The 24,604-nt window shown below is 34.5% G+C and carries 24 protein-coding genes and 2 pseudogenes; all 26 read right to left on the bottom strand.

Annotation, left to right across the window (positions count from 1 at the left end; genetic code table 11):
• Positions 1 to 12 precede the first annotated feature (12 nt).
• Positions 13 to 618, bottom strand: coding sequence for a trimeric intracellular cation channel family protein (locus GCQ56_RS08610; RefSeq protein WP_152734053.1), 606 nt, complete (start codon positions 616 to 618; stop codon positions 13 to 15).
• A gap of 78 nt (positions 619 to 696) precedes the next feature.
• Positions 697 to 1,662 (bottom strand): annotated as a pseudogene (locus GCQ56_RS20755) (phosphate acyltransferase); the annotation flags it as partial.
• 36 nt (positions 1,663 to 1,698) lie between these two features.
• Positions 1,699 to 2,958, bottom strand: a pseudogene (locus GCQ56_RS20750) (malic enzyme-like NAD(P)-binding protein); the annotation flags it as partial.
• A 203-nt stretch (positions 2,959 to 3,161) separates the two neighbouring features.
• Positions 3,162 to 3,641: a hypothetical protein gene (locus GCQ56_RS08600; protein ID WP_152734051.1), complete on the bottom strand. Its 480-nt coding sequence runs from the start codon at positions 3,639 to 3,641 to the stop codon at positions 3,162 to 3,164.
• Positions 3,642 to 3,738: 97 nt separating this feature from the next.
• Positions 3,739 to 4,473 (bottom strand): tetratricopeptide repeat protein, encoded by a 735-nt coding sequence (locus tag GCQ56_RS08595; protein ID WP_152734050.1) that lies wholly within the window; start codon positions 4,471 to 4,473, stop codon positions 3,739 to 3,741.
• A 105-nt stretch (positions 4,474 to 4,578) separates the two neighbouring features.
• Positions 4,579 to 5,448: a glucosaminidase domain-containing protein gene (locus GCQ56_RS08590; RefSeq protein WP_152734049.1), complete on the bottom strand. Its 870-nt coding sequence runs from the start codon at positions 5,446 to 5,448 to the stop codon at positions 4,579 to 4,581.
• Positions 5,449 to 5,914: 466 nt separating this feature from the next.
• Positions 5,915 to 6,445 (bottom strand): alpha-ribazole phosphatase, encoded by a 531-nt coding sequence (gene cobC, locus GCQ56_RS08585; RefSeq protein WP_152734048.1) that lies wholly within the window; start codon positions 6,443 to 6,445, stop codon positions 5,915 to 5,917.
• Between the two features lie 199 nt (positions 6,446 to 6,644).
• Positions 6,645 to 7,397 (bottom strand): adenosylcobinamide-GDP ribazoletransferase, encoded by a 753-nt coding sequence (cobS, locus tag GCQ56_RS08580; protein ID WP_152734047.1) that lies wholly within the window; start codon positions 7,395 to 7,397, stop codon positions 6,645 to 6,647.
• A gap of 69 nt (positions 7,398 to 7,466) precedes the next feature.
• Positions 7,467 to 8,510 carry a nicotinate-nucleotide--dimethylbenzimidazole phosphoribosyltransferase gene (cobT, locus tag GCQ56_RS08575; RefSeq protein WP_152734046.1) on the bottom strand — a complete coding sequence of 348 codons (1,044 nt, stop codon included), beginning with the start codon at positions 8,508 to 8,510 and terminating at the stop codon, positions 7,467 to 7,469.
• 159 nt (positions 8,511 to 8,669) lie between these two features.
• Positions 8,670 to 9,746, bottom strand: coding sequence for a nicotinate-nucleotide--dimethylbenzimidazole phosphoribosyltransferase (cobT, locus tag GCQ56_RS08570; protein ID WP_227006033.1), 1,077 nt, complete (start codon positions 9,744 to 9,746; stop codon positions 8,670 to 8,672).
• Positions 9,727 to 10,878 carry a BPL-N domain-containing protein gene (locus GCQ56_RS08565; protein ID WP_152734045.1) on the bottom strand — a complete coding sequence of 384 codons (1,152 nt, stop codon included), beginning with the start codon at positions 10,876 to 10,878 and terminating at the stop codon, positions 9,727 to 9,729. Before GCQ56_RS08565 ends, cobT (GCQ56_RS08570) begins: the two co-directional genes overlap by 20 nt.
• Before the next feature lie 25 nt (positions 10,879 to 10,903).
• The gene (cobU, locus tag GCQ56_RS08560; protein ID WP_152734044.1) at positions 10,904 to 11,416 is read right to left on the bottom strand and encodes a bifunctional adenosylcobinamide kinase/adenosylcobinamide-phosphate guanylyltransferase; all 513 of its coding nucleotides are present in this window, start codon (positions 11,414 to 11,416) and stop codon (positions 10,904 to 10,906) included.
• 85 nt (positions 11,417 to 11,501) lie between these two features.
• On the bottom strand, positions 11,502 to 12,449 hold the full coding sequence (gene cbiB / locus GCQ56_RS08555) for an adenosylcobinamide-phosphate synthase CbiB (protein ID WP_152734043.1): 948 nt from the start codon (positions 12,447 to 12,449) through the stop codon (positions 11,502 to 11,504).
• Positions 12,428 to 13,456, bottom strand: coding sequence for a histidinol-phosphate transaminase (locus GCQ56_RS08550; RefSeq protein WP_152734042.1), 1,029 nt, complete (start codon positions 13,454 to 13,456; stop codon positions 12,428 to 12,430). Before GCQ56_RS08550 ends, cbiB begins: the two co-directional genes overlap by 22 nt.
• A 148-nt stretch (positions 13,457 to 13,604) precedes the next feature.
• On the bottom strand, positions 13,605 to 14,519 hold the full coding sequence (locus GCQ56_RS08545) for a dihydroorotate dehydrogenase (protein ID WP_152734041.1): 915 nt from the start codon (positions 14,517 to 14,519) through the stop codon (positions 13,605 to 13,607).
• The gene (locus GCQ56_RS08540) at positions 14,513 to 15,277 is read right to left on the bottom strand and encodes a dihydroorotate dehydrogenase electron transfer subunit (protein ID WP_152734040.1); all 765 of its coding nucleotides are present in this window, start codon (positions 15,275 to 15,277) and stop codon (positions 14,513 to 14,515) included. The genes GCQ56_RS08545 and GCQ56_RS08540 overlap by 7 nt, the downstream gene beginning before the upstream one ends.
• 62 nt (positions 15,278 to 15,339) lie before the next feature.
• The gene (locus tag GCQ56_RS08535) at positions 15,340 to 15,780 is read right to left on the bottom strand and encodes a helix-turn-helix transcriptional regulator (RefSeq protein ID WP_152734039.1); all 441 of its coding nucleotides are present in this window, start codon (positions 15,778 to 15,780) and stop codon (positions 15,340 to 15,342) included.
• 986 nt (positions 15,781 to 16,766) lie between these two features.
• Positions 16,767 to 17,120 carry a hypothetical protein gene (locus GCQ56_RS08530; RefSeq protein ID WP_152734038.1) on the bottom strand — a complete coding sequence of 118 codons (354 nt, stop codon included), beginning with the start codon at positions 17,118 to 17,120 and terminating at the stop codon, positions 16,767 to 16,769.
• Position 17,121: 1 nt separating this feature from the next.
• Complete coding sequence (locus GCQ56_RS08525; protein ID WP_152734037.1) at positions 17,122 to 17,841, bottom strand: M48 family metallopeptidase; 720 nt, start codon at positions 17,839 to 17,841, stop codon at positions 17,122 to 17,124.
• Positions 17,842 to 17,891: 50 nt separating this feature from the next.
• A complete protein-coding gene (locus tag GCQ56_RS08520; RefSeq protein WP_152734036.1) occupies positions 17,892 to 18,179 on the bottom strand; it encodes a hypothetical protein in 288 nt (95 codons plus the stop codon).
• 105 nt (positions 18,180 to 18,284) lie between these two features.
• Entirely contained in the window at positions 18,285 to 18,782 is a 498-nt protein-coding gene (locus GCQ56_RS08515) for an RNA polymerase sigma factor (RefSeq protein ID WP_152734035.1), read from the bottom strand.
• A gap of 179 nt (positions 18,783 to 18,961) precedes the next feature.
• Positions 18,962 to 19,840, bottom strand: coding sequence for a MerR family transcriptional regulator (locus tag GCQ56_RS08510; protein WP_152734034.1), 879 nt, complete (start codon positions 19,838 to 19,840; stop codon positions 18,962 to 18,964).
• Positions 19,841 to 19,952: 112 nt separating this feature from the next.
• Positions 19,953 to 21,746 (bottom strand): fasciclin domain-containing protein, encoded by a 1,794-nt coding sequence (locus GCQ56_RS08505; RefSeq protein WP_152734033.1) that lies wholly within the window; start codon positions 21,744 to 21,746, stop codon positions 19,953 to 19,955.
• A gap of 126 nt (positions 21,747 to 21,872) precedes the next feature.
• The gene (locus GCQ56_RS08500; protein WP_152734032.1) at positions 21,873 to 23,171 is read right to left on the bottom strand and encodes a dicarboxylate/amino acid:cation symporter; all 1,299 of its coding nucleotides are present in this window, start codon (positions 23,169 to 23,171) and stop codon (positions 21,873 to 21,875) included.
• 103 nt (positions 23,172 to 23,274) lie between these two features.
• Entirely contained in the window at positions 23,275 to 23,802 is a 528-nt protein-coding gene (locus tag GCQ56_RS08495) for a peptidylprolyl isomerase (protein ID WP_152734031.1), read from the bottom strand.
• Between the two features lie 125 nt (positions 23,803 to 23,927).
• Positions 23,928 to 24,413 (bottom strand): thioredoxin family protein, encoded by a 486-nt coding sequence (locus GCQ56_RS08490; protein ID WP_152734030.1) that lies wholly within the window; start codon positions 24,411 to 24,413, stop codon positions 23,928 to 23,930.
• Positions 24,414 to 24,604: the final 191 nt, after the last annotated feature.

Here is a 24,604-nt window from a genome sequence, read left to right as displayed (position 1 = left end):
TGATTCTGATTCCTACGTTTTTAAAACGGGTAATGAGATCTTAAATCGGATACACAAAATTCGGAATACAATAATACAAATAATGGTAATGCTTTGATTTACTGATGAATTAATGTGAAAATGATCTAATATTATAAATAAAACACCACCTAATAAACAGGCTGTAGCATAAATCTCTTTCCTGAATATTAATGGAATATCATTACACAAAGTATCACGAATAACACCGCCCATTACCGCAGAAAATAAGCCCATAATAATGGATAAAAAAGGATGAATTCCTAAGCTTAGTGATTTTTCGATACCAATAATGGTAAAAACACCTATTCCTATGGTATCAAAAAGAAAAAGAGTGTGTTTAAGTTGCTTGATATATTGCTGAAACAGAAAAGTAAGCAGTACCCCTAAACTAATTACAATCATGTAATTCAAATCGCTGATCCAACCAACGGGGAAATTTCCCAATATAACGTCCCGAAGGGTTCCACCACCAATAGCCGTTATAAATCCAGTGAAATAAGCTCCAAACAAATCCAACTTTTTATTGGCTGCTGACATGGTTCCACTAATTGCAAATACAAGTGTTCCCAATAAATCAAGTATGTAAATTACACTCATTTAAAATTATTCTTGAAAGAAAAGGATGAAAAATAAATTTCACCCTTTTCAGTTATATATCAATTACAAATGTACTATTTATCCTTGAGCATCAACTACAGCAATAGCTGTCATGTTGATAATTTCTCTTACTGAACAGCCCATAGGAACAATATGGAATGGTTTAGCTGTTCCCAACAAAATAGGACCGATATTTTCAGAACCACCCAAATCCTGCATTAATTTGTATGCAATATTTCCCGAACTTAAGTTAGGAAAAATGATGGTATTCACATCTTTACCTTTAATTTTGTTAAAAGCGAATGTTTCATCTCTCAGGTTCTTGTCTAAGGCAAAATTCAACTGCATTTCTCCATCAACCGCCAATTCAGGATGATTATCGTGTAACAATTCGATGGCTTTATTGGCTCTTACCGGACTTCCTTTGCGAACTGAACCAAAGTTAGAATAGGATACCATTGCCATTACAGGATCAACATTAAATGATTTTAATGCTCTGGCCGTACTTAAAGTAGTATCAACCAATGATTCTGGAGTAGGTTCTGAATTCACAGTCGTATCAGCAAAGAATAGTGGTCCTTTTTTGGTCATGATAATGTTCATGCCAACCAAAGTTTTCATTCCTTCCTCTATACCAATTACTTTACTTGCAATTTTTAAAGCTTCGAAATATCTGGTTGCATAGCCTGATATAAATGCATCAGCATCTCCGTTTTCAACCATCATTGCACCAAAATAGTTGCGATCGAACATTTTTTCGACAGCTTCTTTGTGGGTTAAGCCTTTACGACCTCTTTTTTCACAAAGAATATCAGCGTAAGAATTTCTTCTGGCTCTCTCCTTTTCACAACGAACATCGATAATATCCGCACCTTCGAGATCTAAATCGTTTTCTTTTATTATGCGCTGTATGTTATCTGGATTACCAAGAATAATCGGTTTTGCAATTCCTTCATGAATAGCAATTTGAGCAGCTTTTAATACATTAAAGTTGTTACCTTCGGCAAATACAACACGTTTTGGGAATCTTTTTGCTTTGTTGAAAACAGATCGAAGCAATTCATTTTCTACACCTAAACGTTGCTTTAATTCTTCCGCATAAGCATCCCAGTCCGTAATTTTTTTTTGTGCAACTCCAGATTCTACTGCTGCTTTAGCAACAGCTACGGCTACACAAGATACCAATCTAGGATCCATAGCCTTAGGAATGATGTAATGGCGCCCGAATACGATATTGGCTTCGTTATAGGCTGCATGAACAGATTCCGGAACTGCTTCTTTTGCTAGTTTTGCAATTGCATGAACGGAAGCAATTTTCATTTCTTCGTTAATTGCTGTTGCTCTAACATCTAAAGCTCCTCTAAAAATATAAGGAAAACCTAATACGTTATTGATCTGATTAGGATAATCTGATCTTCCTGTTGCCACTATCACATCTTTACGAGCATCGAATGCATCATTATATGAAATTTCAGGATCAGGATTTGCCAATGCAAAAACGATAGGATTCTCAGCCATTGTAAGAACCATTTCCTTGCTCATGATTCCTCCAACAGATAATCCTAAAAACACATCAGAGCCAATAATTGCTTCCTCAAGAGTGTTCACATCCCTTTGAGTAATGAACTGTTTCTTTTGAGAATTCAAATCAGTTCGTTTCGAATTGATAACCCCACGGCTATCACACATGATTACATTCTCAGGCTTTACTCCTAATGATATGTAAAGCTTTGTACAGGATACCGCAGCTGCACCAGCGCCGTTTACAACCACTTTTACATCTTCTATTTTTTTATTTCCAATCTCCAATGCATTTAACAATCCAGCTGCCGAAATAATTGCTGTTCCGTGCTGATCATCATGCATAACAGGAATATCCAATTCCTTTTTAAGGCGTTCCTCTATTTCGAAGCACTCAGGCGCTTTAATATCTTCAAGATTAATTCCACCAAAAGTCGGCGCAATTGCTTTTACAGTATCAATAAACTTATCTACATCAGTAGCATCAACTTCAATATCGAATACATCAATATCTGCGAAAATTTTAAAAAGAAGACCTTTTCCTTCCATTACAGGTTTTCCCGCCAGAGCTCCAATATTCCCAAGCCCAAGTACAGCAGTTCCGTTAGATATTACTGCAACAAGATTTCCTTTTCCAGTATATTTGTATGCATCTGCTGGATTTTTTTCAATTTCAAGACAAGGATCAGCAACTCCCGGACTATACGCTAATGCCAAATCGCGCTGAGTACGATATGGTTTTGTTGGTATTACTTCAATTTTTCCTGGGCGACCCTCAGAATGGTACTTTAAGGCATCGTTTGCACTTATTTTAGCCATTTTTTTTATTTGTTTTGTTGTGATGCGACATTTAGTCGCTTGTAAGTATTTTGTAAGTGCAAAGATGCGAATAATTGATGCGATGATTTTAGCTTAATTGATGAAAAACTAGAAGCAAATAGGTATTTGACTGAGCTACTATTAATTAAGAATAAAAATAAATAAAGGAATATTTCTTGATTTGTAAGGATATAGGCTAAGAATTATCTCCTTAGTTTGCCACTGTTTATTCGTAGAGTGTGAGTAAACTTATTTTCAATCAGGAATGCTTTGTCGAAGGTTTTTAGGTTTCCGTTTAAATCTTCAATTACAATTTTATTGATTTTCCAAACACCAGATTCTGATTTCTTTTTGAATAAGATTCGTCCTAAAAGCAATCCAACCTTCGTTTTCTTTTTATTAGTACACGAAGTTTGTATGATTTCTTCTCCAGATGGAGATTCGAAATAGATATTTACAGTATTAAGCCCAAGTTGAGAATAGGCTTTTAAAGAAAAGTAAAGAGATTCATCAGATTTACTTACATCTATTGATTTCTGAACGAAATTGATGGAATGCAGATCGAATTTCTCCTTGTTGTTTAAATGCTCTTCAGAAAAAGAAAAGAATGAATACGCCAAAAGCATACTTAACAGTGTGCTTTTTATCAACCAATATTTGATATGATGTGAATTCATTTTCATTTTTCAGCGTATGAATATACATTTATCTATACGGTAAAAAACAAAAAAGGGATACCTAATTTAGGTATCCCTTTCTATTTATATTTTGTCTAAGAAATTACTTAATCTCAGCTTTAACAGTAGCCATTGTTTTTGTAATATCTTCTCTCGCTGGAGCAAGAGCTTTTGCTTTAGCTAATTCAGCAATTGCTTTCTTGTAGAAACCCTGAGCTTTAGCTGATTCAGCTTTAAATTTTTCAGGTTCAGTATTTGCAATAGGATTAGCTTTTTGCATGATAGTTGCACCTTGGTTGAAGTATAACATACCTAATCCAAGCAATGCGTCTGGTTGGTACTTCGATTTTCCTTCGCTTGCTTTTTTGTACAATTCTTCAGCCTTATCCATTTTGTTTGCTTTCTGAGCTACTTGTCCACCTTTTAAATAATGTTTTGTAAGTGTAGCAACTAATTTAGAGTTTTTAGTTGGACAAGCTTCGATCCCTTTTTGCAATGTAGCAACCATTTCGTCCATTTTCTTCTGCTTTTTAAGCATCAAAGCAAGATATTGGTATGATTTTGACAATTTATAGTTGTTAGCAACCGATTGAGCAAAGTACTTTTCAGCTTTTGCATAATCTTTAATCTTACTAGCACTATAGCCAGTATTAAAAACTAAAGCATTATCTTCAACTGTATCTTCAGCACCTAAAAATGCTTCATATTTCTCAATTGCTGTCTTATAATCTTTTGATTTTAAGGCTGCGTTTCCTTCATTTTTTAATTGTGCAGCTGATTGTGCAAATACACTTGAAACACAAAAACATACTGCAATAAATAAAATAAACTTTTTCATACTTTAGAATTTTATGATTATTTGATTTTAATTTTTTTCGCTAAAACAAGCCTAAAAATAACTATTTCAAAGAATAATCAAATAGAATTAAGCTAAAAATATTCTTCAATAAAGACTTTTTAAATGAAACCTACTTATTTGCGCCAATTCCATGGTTTCTTCTTTTATGAAGCTTACATTAATAGCATAATTGTCATACTTCGTTAAATTGTTATTCTTGATAAGCTTATGTAGTTTTTTTGTATAGATATCACCTACTTCCGAATATCGGTGCAATAATGGTACCAACTTATAAGGATCATCATTGTCAACTCTCTCAAGTCTAAATTCCTTATAAGCATGAACTCTTCCAATGGTTTGATAGTAATCTTTTACCGAAGCCTCAATGCTTGGATATTTACGCACATAAATATTGATTGAATCTCTTCCTACCAAGGCTTTAATTCTGTTCTCTCCTTTATTATAAGACCAAATTCCAAATACATTATTCCCTTCCTGAAAAAATCTGGAAGATCCCCAACCAGATTCCAATGCTGCTTGCCCTAAAACAATACTTGCCGGATGTGGCTTTAATCTGTTTCTTAATTCTGTTAGATCAGAGCATTTGTATTGATCGTACAATTGGAATAAAAACAAGCTATCGCTTTTAATGTAATTTGGATGTTCTAATAACCAGGATTCGATGTGATCCAGTCGCTTGATTTTCTGGTTCAATTCATGTTGGGCAAGTAAAATTGATGGAAGTAACATCTCCACAAACTTTACCTTTTTCTCTTTTACAGGAAGTTTTCTTAAGGAGATAACCTTAGTGTATATATAAGGAGTAACACTAGAATCTACGAATGGACGAACGTCATCTTTGCTATGAATTTCGGCATATTCCGGCAATACACTTTCTTGTGTGAAAGTAATGCGCTCGGTACATGCGGAAGCCGTAATAATCAAGCAAAATAAGGAAACAAATAACGTTCTCATGTAAAATTATTGTTAATTTCTGCCTGCTAAAATAGTATTTTATTTCTTGATGACAAATTTGCACCTGTAATGACCAGGAAAAATGGGTAGCCTGTGCTTTGCATTCATGCAAAGATAATTCCACAATAATTGAATGTACTTTTCAAGCTTATACAGCAGGTTCGATTGTAGTAAAATGTAGTTTGCAAGCATGTGATACCTATTTTATTGGCGAGGAATAAGATTACTAAGCCTGCAAAGCCTATTCTACCGAAATCGAATATCGTTTGCAGGTCTGCAGTCTCTATTTTTTGTAGGAAAATGTGCTTTGCAAGCTTGCAAAGCACATTCGACAGAAATTTCACTCTCTTTGTTGGCTTGAAAAGCTTGTATTACTGAGATAATTGTCGAAAAGAATCAATTATGTATAAACAAAAAAGCAGAAACATTTAGTATTTCTGCTTTTAAAGTACTTATACAACTTACTTTATGCCTTAATGATAACAACTTCACCAAATTCTGGTGTTGGTTCGTTGAATGAATCTTCCAGCTTGATGTTTTTATCAATTGCGTTAATGGTACGCATTACACCACCATGTGAGAAAATAGCAATTCGTTCGCAATCTTTGGCTTTCACCTCGTTCCAGAATTCCAAAACACGATCGCGAAGCATTACAAACGATTCTCCGTTCGAACATTTTTTGTTTACGAAATCTTCCATCCAGGCAGGAAATAAAGGATCTTTAATTTCATCCCAAACTTTACCTTCCCAATCGCCAAAGTTCAATTCCATTAATCGCTTTTCTTCCTGAACCTTATCTCCAAAAATATCAGTAGCCAATTTCTTTGCTCGGTTTAAAGGGCTTGTAAAAATTTGATCGAATTCGATTCCCTTTAGCTTTTCCTTTAAAGCTTCCAACTCCACAGGATAGCTTTCTGCTAAGTCAACATCTTTTTGTCCGTAGCAAACTCCTTGTTCTACTGCTACTTTCGTGTGACGGATTAAATATATTTCCATGTTCTATTTAGTTTACGTATATTTCGAATTGCAACACTCAATCCCCTACAAATGAGACAATATTTACGACAAACCCTTCAGATCATTTATCCAAATATAGATGAAGATTTGCCTTTTTTAGTGTTACTCTTTCTTTTATTATCTATTATAATAGTATCGGTAGTTGTGTACTTTTATTTCCTACCGGTTTTGGTTTAGCTTACCAATTTATTAGGATTAAATACGATAGATAGAAAACCACTTCACAAATTTGTTGGGTTGCCCCTATGCAATCTCCGGTAAAGCCGCCAATCCATTTGTTGTAATATCTTCCCAGTAAGAACTTGCAAAGATATACAGGAATCAAAATCAGAAAAAACTTAATGCTTCCCAGAAGAAGTAAAGGTAAAACTCCTGTAATCAACATGAAAATGAAATTACCTGAGCTTAATTTCTGACTGTAATCCTTTGCTTTCGAATTGTCTACTCTTGCATATTGGTGTGTATTCACCAAAGTTGCAGCTACCATTCTTGTGGTAGAATGTGCCGCAATTATTATCCATGGTAAATTTGCAGCAGATACATTGTATTGGCAAAAATATTTAGTTAGAATTAAAAAGGCAATGCCTGTAACTCCAAAAGCTCCAATCAAAGAGTCTTTCATGATTGCCAGAATGCGCTCTTTGGTCCATCCTCCTCCAAATCCATCACAAACATCCATAAAACCATCTTCGTGCAATCCACCAGTAAATAAGACTGTTAATCCTAAACTTAAAACAACTGACAGATTAAAAGGAAGAACCAAGTTTGACAAGTAGAATACCAAAGCCGCAAAACCTCCAATAATCAATCCTGCAATTGGAAAATATTTAAGTGCTTCATGCTGATACTCCTTTTTAAACTCAGCTCCTTTTGGAAAAGGAATTCTGGTAAAAAAGGACAATCCTGTAAAGAAAATGTTGAGTTCTTTCATGATGTGATTGAAAGTGCTATTATTTAGTATTGGGAATCCGAACTGAAGTCGGAATCCCAATCGGTATTTTTAATTGATTTTATCGCTGTTACTAACTCCAGCATCTTCGAAACTAGCCATTTGGTTTAAAAAGTTAACAGCTGATTCGATAATTGGATAAGCCACAGCAGCTCCTGTACCTTCGCCTAAGCGCATTCCTAAATCAAGTATTGCATTTGCATTTAAATGCTCTAGCATGTGCTTGTGACCGTTCTCGTTCGATTTATGAGTAAAGATACAGTATTCTAGCACATTAGGATTCATTTTAGAAGCTGCTAACAAAGCAGAAGTAATAATGAAACCATCTACCATGATAATCATTTTTAATTCAGCAGCCTTAAGCATAGCTCCTGCAATCATTACAATCTCAAAACCTCCGAAGTGAGAGAAAATACTTTCTATCGATTTATCACCATTGTAGTTTTCAACAGCAGATTTTAGAATTTCATATTTTCGCTTCAAGCCTTCATCATCCCAGCCAGTTCCACGTCCAACGCATTCTTTTAAATCAACCTTGGTAAGTAAATGCAAAAGTACTGCTGCTGAAGAAGTATTGGCAATTCCCATTTCACCAAAGCCAATAACGTTGCTTCCTTCGTTATGCATTTTTTCGGCTAAGTCAGCTCCTCTTTTAAGTGCCAATTCGAATTGTTCGTTACTCATGGCAGCATTATTCAAGTAACTCTTTGTTCCATAAGCAACTTTAGCATCGATAACACCAGAGTTTTTATCGAAATCGTAATTTACGCCGGCATCCACAATTTTAATATCGATATTGTTTTGACGACCAAATACATTTATCGCAGCGCCTCCAGCCATAAAGTTGGCAACCATTTGCCAGGTTACTTCCTGTGGATAAGGACTCACACCATCCAATGCGATTCCATGATCGGCAGCAAAAACCATGATCACAGGTTTCTTTAATTCAGGAGATAAAGTTTCCTGAATACTACCAATTTTGACAGCTAATTGCTCCAATACCCCTAGAGATCCAATAGGTTTGGTTTTAAAATCTATTTTATGTTGTAGTTGCTCAATAAGAGTTTCGTTTGGCTTATCTATATTGAAATTCATAGGCTTTAAAAGTTGTTAAAACATTGTATAATTCACCCTTTCGCCTGTCGGCACTTTCCCTAAAAGGGGAAGCTGTAAATTTAAATCTTACTCTATTTTTATGCATTCTCCCTTTTTAGGGGAGATCTCGATAGAGAGAGGGGTGTATTTATTTAATATCTAAAAAATTTCTTCGCTTGATTCACTTACACCAGCTTCCTGGAAAGAAGCCATTTCGTTCATAAACTGTACTGCACTTTTTACGATTGGATAGCAAACCATCGCTCCGGTAGCTTCTCCTAATCTCATGCCAATATCCAAAATAGGATCAGCCCCAAGAATATTTAGCATTTTAATGTGTGCTTGCTCGTTCGATTTGTGAGCGAACAAACAGTATTCTCTTACTTTAGGATTGATTTTAAATGCTGCAAGTAAGGCAGATGTAATAATGAAACCATCAATCAGCAAGGTCATTTTTAACTCTGCAGCTTTCAGCATTGCACCAACAATAGTTACAATTTCGAATCCACCAAAGTGAGTCAATACATCTATAGGATCATTTCCTTTATTGTATTTCGATAAACCTTCATTTAAAAGATCATATTTAGATTTAACACCTTCTTTATCCAATCCGGTGCCACGTCCAACGCATTCATCCAAAGGAATATCGCCCAGTAGGCTTAGTATCAATGCTGCCGAAGATGTATTTCCAATACCTTTCTCTCCAAAGGTGATGAAATTACAGTCTTCTTTATGAATGTCTTCCATTATTTGAGCGCCCTGCTCAATTCCTTTCAAACATTGTTCTTTTGTCATAGCTGGTCCAAATCTGTAATTATTGGTACCGTAAGCTATTTTTCTATTGATGATGTTCAGATCTGGTTCAAAATCATGATCAACACCACAGTCAACTACTTTAAAATCTATATTGTGTTGTCGCGAAAAAACGCTTATGGCTGCTCCTCCCTGCATGTAATTGTAAAGCATCTGAAAACTTACCGATTTGGGATAAAAACTAACGCCATCGTCAGCAATACCATGATCACCAGCAAATACCACAACATTAGGTTTTTTAATTTGCGGCTCTAAAGTGTTTTGAATTCTTCCCATTTGGAAAGCAATTTTTTCAAGCATACCAAGCGCACCTATAGGCTTTGTCTTCGTGTCAATCTTCTCACAGAGCTGTTTGTCTAATTTATCAGACAAACAGCTAATCTCAAACTTCATCATATCTTTATTACTTTCTGTTTTTTCCAAGAATCAGCTTTAAATCCTGCAAGCTGGTTTGTAATTGCTTTTTGCAATCGTCATTTTTCTCATTTACAACTGCCATCTCTAAATCAGGTAAAGCATCGGTTCTTTCCAATAAAACAATAGCTCGAGATGCTTTAGCTCTAACATCCGCATCTTTATCTCTTAACATTCCAGGAATCCATTTTTTAGAAGACCAACAAGCCAATTCGATTACCTTATCAATAGCTTCTAATTTCTCTTCTTTTGTTCCTGATAAATTTGCATAATATTTCGTTTGAAGTTCCTGAATATCCTTAGTGTAGATGATTTCATTTTTGAAAAAATCTGGACGAACAACAGATTTTGGGTAAGAAATCATTTCAGAATTCGTAGCCCAACGAACAATTCTTGGCAACATCCATCTCATACCTGGAGTACATTCAGGGTGACCTACGAAAGAAGCAACTTTTCCTTTTCCTAATTTTGCACTAACAATAAACGGACGATTGTTTGTCATATCTGCAGGAGAACCTTCAACAGTATGAACATCAGATAACATGGTTCCTAAGTCTGTTTTTTCAACTTCATCATTAGCAGAAATTAAAACCGGACCTTCATAATACTGGCAAAAAGAAATATCGCGATCAGCCAACTCCGGGAAAATCTTTTTTCCTTCTTCGCTCAGTGAAAACTTAGCCAATCCATGACCTCTATGATCGTGCTCAATATCAATTGCTTCGAATCCAGTTAGTTTTAAACAAGGATAATCAGGTGTATTTGACATGATATAAGCTCCTGCACAAATCCCAACAACAGCAATTCCCTTATCTTTTACAAGTTGAACAACTCTGTCCATTCCGCTTTCTCCTAGACTTTGGGTTTCACTTCTTCCGCTACCTCCTGGAAATACAATGGCATCGAAATCTAATATTTCATCAGATACTATCTGACTTGCTCTAATCACTTCACAATCAATCGAAGGGTCTATTTTTAGAGCTTGAATGGCATCCTCGATACACCATGGGCTATCACCATTTTTATCGAATACTCCAACTTTTAATTTGGTGTCGGATTTAGTTTCAACTCTTCTACAAGATGTTGTACTAATTAAAACCAGCGCAAATACAAATGCGCAGATGTTAAATAAATTTTTCATATTGGTTAGTTGGTTAAGTGTGTTGTTATAGTGTGTTTTTAATTTCGACAGGAATACCGGAAACAACAAGCGTTACCACATTAGCCTTGTTTGCAATGTGTTGGTTTATTGTTCCTTGTAAATCATTAAAACGATAAGCCATTTTATTTTCAGGATGACCTCCAAGTCCTAATTCGTTGCTGACAATGATCAAATCACAGTCTTGAGCAAATAATTTATCCAATTCACTAAGGCACTGAGCAAGTGTTTTTTCATCATCATCACCGTTATCGAAAAAGAAGTTATTGAGCCAAAGCGTAATACAGTCCAATAGAACAATTTCACCTGTAAAATCATGTTTATTCAGGTATTTTTCTTCTTCTATATTGGTCCATTGTTCACCTCTTCTGGCTTGATGTGCCTCAATTCTTTTTCTATGATTATCATCCCATATTCTGGAGGTTGCCAGATAGATAGGATTGTTGGTTTTATTAAGAATAAGCTTCTCGGCAAACTTACTTTTGCCTGATCTTTGCCCGCCAGTAATTAGGTGAATCATTATATTACTCCTTGTATAATTGTGTTAAATCAGAAATTGTGAAGTTACAAATTTATAAGAATGCAGTAAACAGATTTTTTCTTTTTTACAGCAGTATTGCATAGGGAAAAAAGCAGGCTATAATAATGACAATTGAAAGAAAACATACAGCATGATTAATATAGATAATTCTCTTAATTTCAGAATCTTCAATTTGACGATTGTTCTCACCAATAAAGGGTTTATGTACTAATTTCCCACCATAATTGTGAGGTCCACCAAACTGACAATCCAGAATTCCAGCTAAAGCAGCTTCGGGATAACCAGCATTCGGACTTGTATGCGCCTTTCCATATTTAAAAATGTATCGTAAAGACTTGTAACTACAGCTTACCAATGCCATTAAAAGTGCTGTAATTCTTGAAGGAATAAAGTTTGCAACATCATCAAGTCGTGCTGCGAACCTTCCAAATAAAATGTACTTTTCATTCTTATAACCAATCATAGAATCCATAGTATTGATCATTTTATAGCACATCATTCCTGGAACACCTCCAATGGCGTAATAGAATAAGGGTGCAACTACACCGTCCGAAAGATTCTCAGAAAGTGTTTCGAATACCGCAAGTCTAATTTCTTTTTCACTTAACTCTGAAGTATCTCTTCCAACGATCCAGGATAGGCGTTTCCTTCCGGCTTCTAATCCCTTGTTGTTTAAATGATCAAAAACCTCAATGCCTTCTTGTAATAGAGATTTGTTGGCTAATCCATAAAAAACAAAAATACTCGTGAAGCTTATTAATGCTATTTCACTGATTTCCATTAAAAATACTTCCATGAAATAAAATAGAAAGAAGACTCCACCTGCTAATAACAAAGTCATTAAACTACCTTTAAGTAAACGTGATTTACCAAGGTTCAATAATTTTGTGAAGAATGAAATTGTATTCCCAAATCCAACAATAGGGTGAGGTAATTTCCTTGGGTCACCCAAAATAAGATCTAAAAGATATCCAATGATTAGAGGTAGGATTATGAATTTAAGTTGCTCCATGTTTTTAATGCGTCAATTAGCAGTTGGTTTTTTTCTTCGTTTAATGTGGCAATTCGAATATAGGATGAATTTAGTCCTCTAAAATTACTTGCATCTCTCACAAGTATCCCAAATTCCGAAATTAAGTAGTTTTTTAGCTCAAAAGAGCTGATTTCTTCTAGTTCGATCAAAAAATAGGAAGTTTTTGAAGCATGAATTTTCAATCCTGTAATTTTATTCAAATTTTCCTGTAATTTTTTCGATGCTGATTTGTAATAGTTTACAGGTGGCAATATTTTACTTTTGTGTTCAATCAAGTACTTTCCAGCCTCAATTGCTAGTGAATTCACCGTCCATGGAGGCTTGTAGAATTCGATATCCTGTACCATTTCCTTGTTCGAAACCAAATATCCCAATCTCAGACCGGGAATTGCGAAGTTTTTAGTGAGAGATTTTACAATGATTAGATTTTTGTGTTTTTTGATCAAATCTATAGAAGATGTAATCTGATCGGTAAAATCGATATAGGCTTCATCAACAATAAAAGTTGAATTTTGATTCAAATCCAATAGAGATTCTAAACTTATGGGATCTAAAATAGATCCGGTAGGGTTGTTAGGATTGCATATCCAAACCAATCGTGTGTGGAATTTGGTTGTAGCAGTTAAATCACTCCAGTTCGTAAAGAAAAGTTCATGATTGTTAACTCTACAGGCGTCCTCGTATTCCGAAAAGGTAGGAATAACAATGGTTGATGACTGATTTTTAAAACATTGAGCGATTAAATAGAAGGCTTCTGTAGCACCATTGGTAGCTATTAGCATCTCTTGATCAACTTTTAAATCTTTAGCTATTAAATCAATTAAGCTTTCTGCGGATGCCTCGGGGTAGGAATCAATTATATCCCAATTGCTAATTAAATGATTCTTTAGATCTTCTGATTGTCCTCCATACCACACATTTGTGCTAAAATTGGCAACAATAGCTTGTTTATATTTGTATCCGTCGTCTCCGTGTCCGTGTAACATGCTGTATATCTATAGTATACTAATAATTTAAATCTAAAATGAAGATATCAAACTTGCAATAAAAAACAATGAGTTTACAAGTGTAATTACAAATGTAAACTCATTAAATTTAAATTAAAGAAATAATTCTTTAATAAATGCCTTTTAATTACTGATATTTCAATCCTCCAATTAATTCATTGATATCTTGAATGTTATGCCTTTTCATATATTCCTCAATTCCCTCAATCACCTTAACTGTTACCTGTGGATCGATGAAATTAGCAGTTCCTAACTGAATTGCAGTTGCACCTGCCAATAAGAACTCTATTGCATCTTTGGCATTCATTATACCACCTAAACCAACAATAGGAATCTTAACCGCATTAAACACCTGCCATACCATTCGTAATGCAACTGGCTTAACACAAGGTCCCGATAAACCACCTGTAACAGTAGATAATAGAGGTTCTCTTGTTTCTGCATTAATTGCCATTCCCAGTAAAGTGTTGATTAAGGACACTGAATCAGCACCTTCAGCTTCAACTGCTTTAGCAATCTCTGTAATATCAGTAACATTAGGAGATAACTTTACCATAAGGTGCTTTTTATAGACTTTACGCACCTCTTTAACTACCGATGCAGCCGATGCACAGCTGGTTCCGAAAGCCATACCGCCCTCCTTCACATTAGGACAAGAGATGTTTAATTCGATAGCCGGAATGTGTTCCAATTCGTTAATCATTGCAGCGGTTTCTACGTAATCCTCTATTAATGAACCTGATACATTTACCAGAATATTCGTATCGTAATGCTTAATTCTAGGATATATTTCGCTGCAAAAATTCTCTACTCCCTTATTCTGTAATCCAACAGCATTAAGCATTCCTGAAGGCGTTTCAGCCATTCTAGGATAAGGATTTCCTTCGCGGTGGTGTCTTGTAGTACCTTTAACTATGATACCGCCTAATCTGTTTATATCGATAAAATCCTCAAACTCTTCACCAAAACCAAAGGTTCCTGAGGCGGTCATTACGGGATTTTTTAAGCTTAAATCTTTAAGTTTTACTCCTAAATTTACCATTTCAGATCATTTATATTGAATACCGGTCCTTCGGTACAAGTACATTTATTTCCTGTTGTAGTCTCTGTAACACAGCACAAACAAGCTCCAAATCCGCAAGCCATAGTGTTCTCAAGTGATACCTCACATGGTATTTCTTTCTTTTGTGCATAAGCCGCAACAGCTTTCATCATAGGTTCTGGACCACAGGTGAATACGTAATCAAAAGTTTCTTTGTCTAAAGCAGAATGCTGGGTTGGATAGCCTTTTTCGCCAAAGGATCCATCTTCAGTCGTCACTAATATATCGCCATAAGCCTTATAAGCGTCCAATTCTACGGCATCTTTAGCAGATCTAACACCAAGTATGGTAGTTACCTTATTACCTGCTTTATGAAGGTGTTTAGCCAGGTAAAGTAGAGGGGCGACGCCACATCCACCGCCAACAAGCAGGGTATTAGAGTTTTCAGGAATGGAATATTGGTTTCCTAAGGGAAATACGATATTTAGGGAGTCACCCTTTACAAGTTCTCCCAGTTTTTTTGTTCCTTCTCCAATCTTTTTGATGTAGAGTTTAATTATATTTTGCTCGTAATCAACAAAATGTATGGATAAAGGTCTTCTTAAAAAGGTGGTACTAGAGTCTTTGACTAAGACGTTTACAAATTGTCCGGGATGTATCTCAGGAAGTGGCTCTAAAGCCTTTACATCCAGCACAAAATGTTCATCGTTCAGTTCATCTTTGCGCAGTACCTCAAAGTCCTGTACTAATTTTTTCATGGTGCCTAGAAATATTTTATCTATTTAAAAATAAATTCAGGCAAAGATAATTTAAAAAAAGCTTAAGAAGGATTGTATTCCCTAAAAGTTTTATCAGTATAAAACACAACAACCTTTTCTATTTGCTTACCAGGAACAAAGGCATTCATCTCTAAAACCGGCTCAGATAACGTATTAGGCTTAGATACAGGCTCTTTTTTTAGTTTAGGAGGCTGAGTAGCTTGTGGCTGATTTGTCTCTTCTTTATACTCATTTAATTCAGGAGAGTCGAATAAGGATGTAGATTCTTGTTGTTTATACATCTCACCATCACCAGTAATGATCCAATCTACGCTAATATGAGGGAAGGAATGTATGATTTTTTGAATGAAATCGAAGCTAGGCTTATTTCTTCCAGATAGAATATGGGAAATACTGGAGCGTTGCACTCCAATTTTATCGGCAAATTTAGAGGAAGTTAAGCTTTCGCTGCTTATTAATTGAACAATGCGATTCTTAATCATGGTCGTAATCTTAAAGTAGTTACAGATGTTAATTGTGATTAATGTTACAAAGTTAGAAAATAATTTACAAAAAGCAAATTGTACAAAAGTTCGAAGTTTACTTATGTGGTTTACGAAAGTGAATAGAGATACATTGTTAAACTATTTTGCAGCGTTACAAATGTCACAGGGAGCGAGTCTTGTAAATAGGCTGATAGGTGTTGATTACAATATATTTAAACCTATATGGGCAATACGATCTAATATTTATCTTTGGAGGGAGGAATTTGATCAGATAACACTTAGCAAATTGATAAAGCCTGATAGTAAGGAGGCTATGAGCAAAACGCGCCTATTGACATTACGCAACATCTATAAATTTCACATTTATGCATAGAATATAGCATTCTATAGGTGAAACACCTTAAATCATAGCTATGAATAAGATTAATAAAGGTCAGAATATGAGTATCTTAAAGATCTCAAGGTTACAATTGTATTGCTAGAATTATATAGTTTCGTACGCATGTAAACTTTCGATTGAATTATTAGTTTATGAAGTAACGACAACTACTAGGTTATCAGATCTTAATGAGTTAGGATATTCACTCTGATGACAATTATAAACCTTTTAAATCTGTAACTAAACAATTAAAATCTTGTAACTATTGTCAATTCTGACATTAGTGATTCGTGATAAACAAATGTAACAGCGCGTTAATTTAGGTTACATTTGTATGTTCGACGCATGTAATTAATGTAAACTCGGAATAATCTTAAAGTTTACACCTTGAAATTAGATTTGTAAATTCGTTTATTGTTGGAATGTTGCTTTTTGGAAATATATTCGCCTAAATACTATTAATTTTATGTCCTCTATCTAGATAATTTACAAATATCATCTTCTAAGGGACTTTAAGGCATAAAAAATGGCGTAAAAGCCACTATTTTAGCAACTTTTACGCCATGTAATCAATTTTTAAATTCTTCTCGTCTAAATTTAGACGCTATTTTGTCTTCCTAATTTTAATAAATCCAGTAAATAGAATGTAAATTGAGAATGCTACGATTAAAATCCGCAATATTAAGTTTTGACTATACACTCCACCATTGGTCAACAAGTCTCTACTTAATGCTGGTATCATAAATATAAGAAGTCCAAAAACTATTGTCAGCATAATAATGGTAAATATCTTTCTCTGTTTTTCTTTTGCTGGAGAAACTGGTTTTTTGTGAACTTTATGCTTGTTTTTCTTCCCTTTTACTGGTTTATTCTTTGGCTTTAGACTTTTCCTGAGTTTACCACCAATAAGAAAAGCGAATACGCAGACTCCTATGAGGATATAGATTTCTTTACTCATATTAAATAATGTTTGTTGAGAATTTTTTAATTTCTTTTCGTTTAAAATTCAAATCAGTACAATATTGACCTAATAAAGTCCAAAACTGTTCGGAATGATTTTTAATTTTCGTATGGCACAACTCATGTAATATCACCATATCAGAAAGCTCCTCTGGTAAGCGCATTAAATGCAAACTAAGGTTTATTTTATTGTCATGAGTACATGAACCCCATCGACTTTTGGTATTTTTCACTTGAACTGAAGTATAAGTGAATTTGTGAAGCTTAGCCAGATGTTCTATTCTTTTGGGCAAATAGTATTTAGCTTCCCTCCTTAAAGTTTCAATAATTGAATGTCGCACAAACTCCTGAAAATTTTCACTCTCAACTCTAATATGCTCCGGATATATAATTTTGAGTTTACCATCAGACAAGCTGGCAGAATATTCGTTGGTTTTTTGCGGAGTTATACGCACCTGGTGGTATCTGGTCCGAAATTCGGTATTGGAATTAAAAACAGTTTTTTGACTTTCTTTTTCCTCTTTCTTCTTCTTATTTTTAATTATCCACTCTTTGTTTGAAACTGCAAATTCAATAGCTTCCTTTTGCGATACTCCAGGAGGTAAATTGATCCACACTCCTTTATTAGGAGCCATTCGAATGGATAATCGTCTGAATCGCCTATCAGTACGCAAACTGATTTCTCCTAAATCTGGTAGTGTTATTATTTTTTCGGGCATAAAAAAAGCTTTGCTAATCGCAAAGCTATTAAAATATCTTTCTCGGAAAATTATTTTTCCTTGATTAAGCTGCTTAATCTACTAAAAGATTCATCAACACTCTTAAGCAAATCAGTGAAAATAGCTTTGTAATGCGCTTTCACTAACTTAGAATTATCTTTTCCGTCAGGATGATTAACTCTGGCAATTAGTCCGTTTCTGGCAATGATTGTATCTCTAACGATTTCCAATACCTGATCTTGCTTTGCAGGATGCAAATAATTGTAATTGTAGCAGTCCGAAATAACTTCGAAACATAGATAATCTATATCCTTTTTTAAGCGTCTTCTACTAGCCATCTGTTTATTTTTTTATTTAGTAACACGGGAGTCATCCCCTTAATTGTTCGCAAAGGTAATAAACAGTGAGTAATTTTTAGCTACACGAAACAAATATGTTTGTTTTTAATGAGCAAAATCTTTTAATCGTTCGCTAAGTACTTTTCTTCCTTGAAAAATACGGCTTTTAACAGTTCCAATTGGCAATCCTGTTTGTTCTGCTATCTCACGATACTTAAATCCACTTAGAAACAATTTAAAAGGTGTTTTTAGCTGATCATCCAGTTTGCTAAGTTCTTTTAAAATATCGTTGTAATTATGGGTAGAATGTGGATTATCATGGCTTACATTCATTAAACCCATATTTCTATTGGTTTCGTGAGAAATCCATTCTCTTTGTTTTTTATTTTTACGATAAGCATTTATGAATAAGTTCTTCATAATGGTAAACATCCACGCTTTTAAATTAGTATGCGTGAATTTAGAGCGATATGTAATGGCCTTTAATACTGTGTCCTGACAAAGATCTAATGCATCATCTCTATTAGTTGTTAATCGATAGGCATATATTCTTAATTGATCCTCAAGACTTACGATGTGATTTTTAAATTCAATTGTTGTCATGATCTATCTTTTTTATTTTGTCTAACTAAATTACAAAAAGATTAGACGAAATAAAAAATTACCATTTGGCATAAATCGTAAATAGATATGTATTCTAAATAAGGAAATCTCATAATAGCCTATTGTATTGACTTGTATGAGATTTTTAAATCAGAAATAAAATAAGACTCTGAAGTGTTTTATTTTGAGATCACTTCCTTAAATTTATCGGGTGAATCTAATATTGTAATATTTTGAGGCACAATAATTTCATCTTGCTTTAATTGCAAGCCTGTAACGTTAAGTTCTACCTTATCCAATGATTGAGATAAGTTCATTAAATACTTATTTAAGGCTTCTGAGTTTATTGGGGAAATAAAAGACGTTACAATTAAGTTTGGTTTGTAATCATCTACTGCACTTATTAAGTCTTTAAAAGGCAAGTCTTGTCCCAAATACAGTGTTCTTAATCCATTTCTGCGTGCAATGTAATTGTAGAATAAAATACTAACTTCATGTAGTTCATCTTCCTTTAGATAGAAGATTATTTTTTTTGCATTCTCTACTCTCTGACCAGAACAGGAGTCAATAGCTGCAAATAGTTTCTGACGTATTAAATTTGAAATGAAATGCTCCTGAGCCGGACTAATTGAACCTACTTGCCAAAGAATTCCAACCCTCTCGAAAAATGGAAATAATACTTTCGTTATGGTATCTTCCATCCCTTGTTCCAGAAGGCTTTTGGAAAGGATTGATTCAAATAAATCCTCGTTAAAATTAACGGTTGCCATTGTTAGTTTTTCGATCGCGAAAGCTTCGACTTTATTAGATCGAGAGAGCTCCATAACTTTAGCTTCTAAATCTATACTCGTTAATTTAGCCAAGTGAGATATTTTAATCCCAGCATCATTCAGCATGGCGATATTTAGCAAGCGTTTTAGATCATTATCAGAGTAATATCTAATATTTGTTTCCGTTCTTTCCGGCTGAATTATAGCGTATCTCCTCTCCCATACTCTTATTGTATGTGCTTTAACACCAGTAATTTTCTCAAGATCTTTTATGGAATATTTACTCATTTTTTGTTCATTTTAAGAAGGCTTAAGAGGGAGCTAAGCTTTGTGAAACATATTTTAAATCTATAAAAAAATATAAAACCCGCATTGGTTTGCAGGTTTTATATTGATTATTTTATTCTGCAGGTAACAGTACCTTATCTATGGCATGAATTACACCATTGGTTCCTTGTACGTTAGTTGCTATAACATTTGTATTGCTATTAATTACAACTCCTGAACTTGCATCAATGTCTAGCATATTTGATTCATTAAGAGTTGGAACCATTCCCGTACTTACATCTTCGGCTCTAACATTACCTGAAACAACATGGTATAATAAAATTGGAGTAAGTGTTTCAGCGCTTAATTCATCAATTCCTGAAACTCCCAGGTCAGAGAATAAAGTTTCAAACGCTTCGTCAGTCGGAGCAAATATTGTAAAAGGTCCATCTCCGCTTAAAGTACCCGCTAAGTCGGCTTTTACCACTGCGGCTACCAAATGTTCGAATGAAGGATTAGCTATAGCAATATCTACTACATTTGTTGGAAGCAGGACTTTATCGATGATATGAATCACACCGTTGAAGGCTTCAATATCGGCTGTTGTAACCATGGTTTCCTTATTCAGTTTCACTCCTCCGTCAAGATCAATTCTTAAAGTAACCGGATCTTCATCAGGGCTATCAGTGCTTAATGTTTCTACATATCCTGATTCTATATCTGCTAACATCACCTTGGATGATAAGACATGATAAAGTAGAATTTGAGTCAAGGCATCTGCTGAAAGTTCTTCAATCCCCGATACGCCCAAAGCATTGAAAAGCTCCTGAAATGCTGCGTTGGTTGGAGCAAATACAGTAAAAGTACCTTCTCCATCTAAAGTTTCAACCAAATCAGCTTTGCTTAAAGCAGCTACAAGACTAGTAAAATCTTCATTCCCTGAAGCTATATCAGCAATTGATTCTGGCTCTTCTTCTTGATTCGGAAGTAAAACCTTATCAACAACGTGAATAACACCGTTTGATCCCTGAACATCTGTTGCAATAACATTTGTATTTCCATTAATTGAGACACCTGATTCATCTGCAGTTATATCCAAATCATCTTCAGTGTTTAAAGTTGGCACGCTACCTGTACTCACATCTGCGGCTCTAACATTGCCTGAAACAACGTGATAGGTCAAGATAGGTGTCAATGCTTCAGCTGAAAGATCTGCAATTCCATTTACTCCAAGCTCAGTAAATAAGGCTTCGAAAGCATCATCCGTTGGCGCAAAAATTGTGAAAGGACCATCAGCTTTTAAGGCATCTACTAAATCTGCTTTAATAACAGCCTCTACCAAATGTGTAAAGGAAGCATTTGTAATAGCAATATCAATAACATCAGGTGGCAGTAGTACTTTATCAATAATATGAATCACACCATTTGAAGCCATAACATCGGCGGTTGAAACGTTGGTTTCCTTATTTAAACTTACTCCACCATCAATATTTACTAATAAATTGATTGGAAAATCTCCAGGAGTAAAGTTGCTAAGAGTTTCCACATAGCCATTTGTAAGATCACCCGATTTGGCTTCAGATCCTAAAACATGATAAAGCAAAATTGGCGTAAGAGCTTCAGCACTCAAATCATCAATACCATCTACCCCAAGTGTTGTAAATAATTCTTGAAATGCTGCATTGGTTGGACCAAATACTGTAAAAGGACCATTACCATTTAAGACCTCCACCAAATCAGCTTTGGTAAGAGCTTCTACAAGAGTTGAAAAATCACTATTTCCGAGTACGATGTCTACAATGCTTTCTTCCATTGGCATCGGTGCTGGATTATTATCATCGTCATCATCATTACATGAGACAGTTACTGCTGTAGTAAGCAAAAGGAGAAATAATCCCAAACTAAATTTGTAATTCCTGAAATTCATATCATTAATTTTAATGGTTCAATCAGGAAACAAACTCTATTTATTTTTTGTTCATATAAATTAATAAAAGTTTAAACAAAAATATTATAAAATTGCTTAATACTACTATTAATGCTACTTGTAGACTTAAATATTTTTTGTAATTATTTTAGGTGCGTAGTTTAATTTTCCTTCAGTTTTAGCAACTATTGTTGATACAGTAGCATCACCTGTAACATTTACAACCGTTCTTAGCATATCTAAAGGTCTATCAATACCCAAAATTAAAGCCAATCCTTCAATAGGAATACCAACTGAAGTAAGAACAATTATCAACATCACAATACTACCACCAGGAACTCCTGGTGTCCCAATTGAGGCTAAAGTAGCAGTAACCACAATAATTAACTGGTCGTAAATATCCAATGGAACACCAAATACCTGAGCAATAAAAACGGCTGCAATAGCCTGATAACAACTGGTTCCATCCATATTAATAGTTACTCCAACAGGTAATACAAAGCTGGCTACCTCATTGGAAACTCCCATTTTATTTTCAACGCATTCCATAGTAACGGGAAGTGTTGCAGCACTCGAACTTGTAGAAAATGCCAACAATTGTGCAGGAGAAATAAATTTGTAGAAATCGGTGTATTTGATTGGTGTAAAGATTCTTAAAAACAGTGGATAGATTAGGAAAATCATAAATAATAATCCTGCAACAACGGTAATTGCATAATATCCCAAGGCAGTAAATAAGTCTATATCGCCTGAAAAATCAACAATTAATCCAGCTATAAGTGCAAATACACCATAAGGTGCAAATAACATGATGATATCAATTATTTTAAGAATTATAGCATCTATGCCATCAAAGAAATCTCTAACCACCTTTACTTTTTTCTCTTCCAAAATAACCATTGCCACGCCAAACAATATTGCAAAGAATATGATTTGAAGCATTTTAGAGTTATCTGTTGCAGCTTTAAAAAAATTATCGGGTACTATGTCAACAATAAATTGAATTGGAGATTCTTCTTTTAAACTCTCTGCCTGATTCTTTTTAAGGTTAATAGTTGAGCCAAAGCGCTCTTGTAGTTCTACCTTTTTATGTTGCGGAAAGGTATTGCCAGGCTCAAAATTATTCACCAAAAGCAATCCGAAACTAACTGCTATAACTGTAGATATTACGTAGAGTGAAATGGTTTTAATACCAATTCTAGATAATTTAGAAATATTGGATAAACTAGAAATACCTTTTACCAACGAGACGAAAATTAAGGGAACTGCAATCAATTTCAGCAAGTTAAGAAATAAACCACCCCACGGCTTGATCCAATCACTTGTGAATTTTGTTAGACCGAAATACACAGCCAACATTCCAGCTATAATTCCCAATCCCATTCCAATTAAAATTTTCACATAAAGAGGTAGTCGTTTCCACATAATCATCTTTTTTTATTGAGCCTTAAAGGTACTTTTATGAAATAAAAAAACAAAACCCGAAAACCATTGGCTTTCGGGTCTGAAATATTTTATAGGAAAGAGATTAGCAAGAACAACCGCTTCCACAGCTTCCGCTATCACATCCACCTTGAGGCGCATATGCAGCTTGCTTTTCTTCTCCAGTAGCTTCTCTAACTTCAATAACCTCACCTTTGAAGAATAAATCATCTCCAGCTAATGGGTGGTTAAAGTCCATTTTTACAGTCGCATCAGTAACTTCTAATACAATACCGTTCATTCTACGACCTGAACTATCTTGCATTGGTACAACATTACCTTCTTTAATCATTTCTGCGTCAAACTCACCGTTAACTTCGAAAATGTTCTTAGGAAGTTCAATAACAGCTTGCTCTGAAGCTTCACCATAAGCTTCTGCAGTTTCCAATTTAAAATCAAAAGTATCACCTACTTTTAAACCCATTAAGTTAGCTTCGAATTTCTCTAACATTTGACCTGCACCACACAAGTATGTTAATGGAGTTTCGTTAACAGCTTTTTCAATGATTTCACCCGCTGGATCAGTTTTCAATTCGTAAATAACTGAAACCATTTTATCTTTTGAAATAGTCATAATATCTTTTTTTTAGTATTTTATTTTTCTAGCTATTGCCATTAATTCGTTACAAAGAAAATATATTTATTTCTTTATTCAAATAAAATCGGAGTTCTTAGTCCAAATTAGCAATATTTAACCTATTATTTGTAATACTCTGGATTTAGTGCATCAGGACGCCAGTTGTATAGAAAAGACTTCACTTTGTCAAAATCGTAAGCCTTATCTTTTTCAAGATTACCAGTATTTTGTGTGTGTAACCTCTCTCCTTCGGCATTTAAAACAACCATTACAGGAAAACCGAAACGTTGCGGATAGTCAAGACTTTTTAGAACTTCTAAGTTCTTATTTTCTTTACTGTAATTCAGTTCCAAGAAAACGTAATTTTGCTCAAGTAGTTCATTTATTGCGTTATCTGAATAAAGGTATCTGTGCATTTTTATACACCATGGACACCAGTTTCCTCCTACTTGAATCAGAATGTGCTTTCCCTCTTTTTTTGCTTTCACAATTGCTGTTTCAATATCACTTTTAGCATCAGCTTGAGGATTGTAAATCTTTTGTGCTGATAAACTAAAGCAAATCATTAAAATAATACCTGTTAGTGAAATTGTTTTGAATGTTTTCATGTCACATCTTTTTTAATTTGAGGCAAATTAATGCAAAATATCTGAATTTTTTGAACTCTTACTCTAGTTTAACGAACTAATAACACTTCTTTATTAGCTTAGCTGTATGTTTTAAAAATACGTGAAATTACGATGTCTTTAGCGTAAGAAATTCTAGCTTTACGCTGAAATTCGATTAATATTGATTTAGA

It is taken from the genome of Marinifilum sp. N1E240 (assembly GCF_009295825.1).
GTDB lineage: Bacteria > Bacteroidota > Bacteroidia > Bacteroidales > Marinifilaceae > Marinifilum_A > Marinifilum_A sediminis.
The sequence above is the reverse complement of the archived record's forward strand: the minus strand, read 5'-3'. Positions and strand labels throughout refer to the sequence as shown.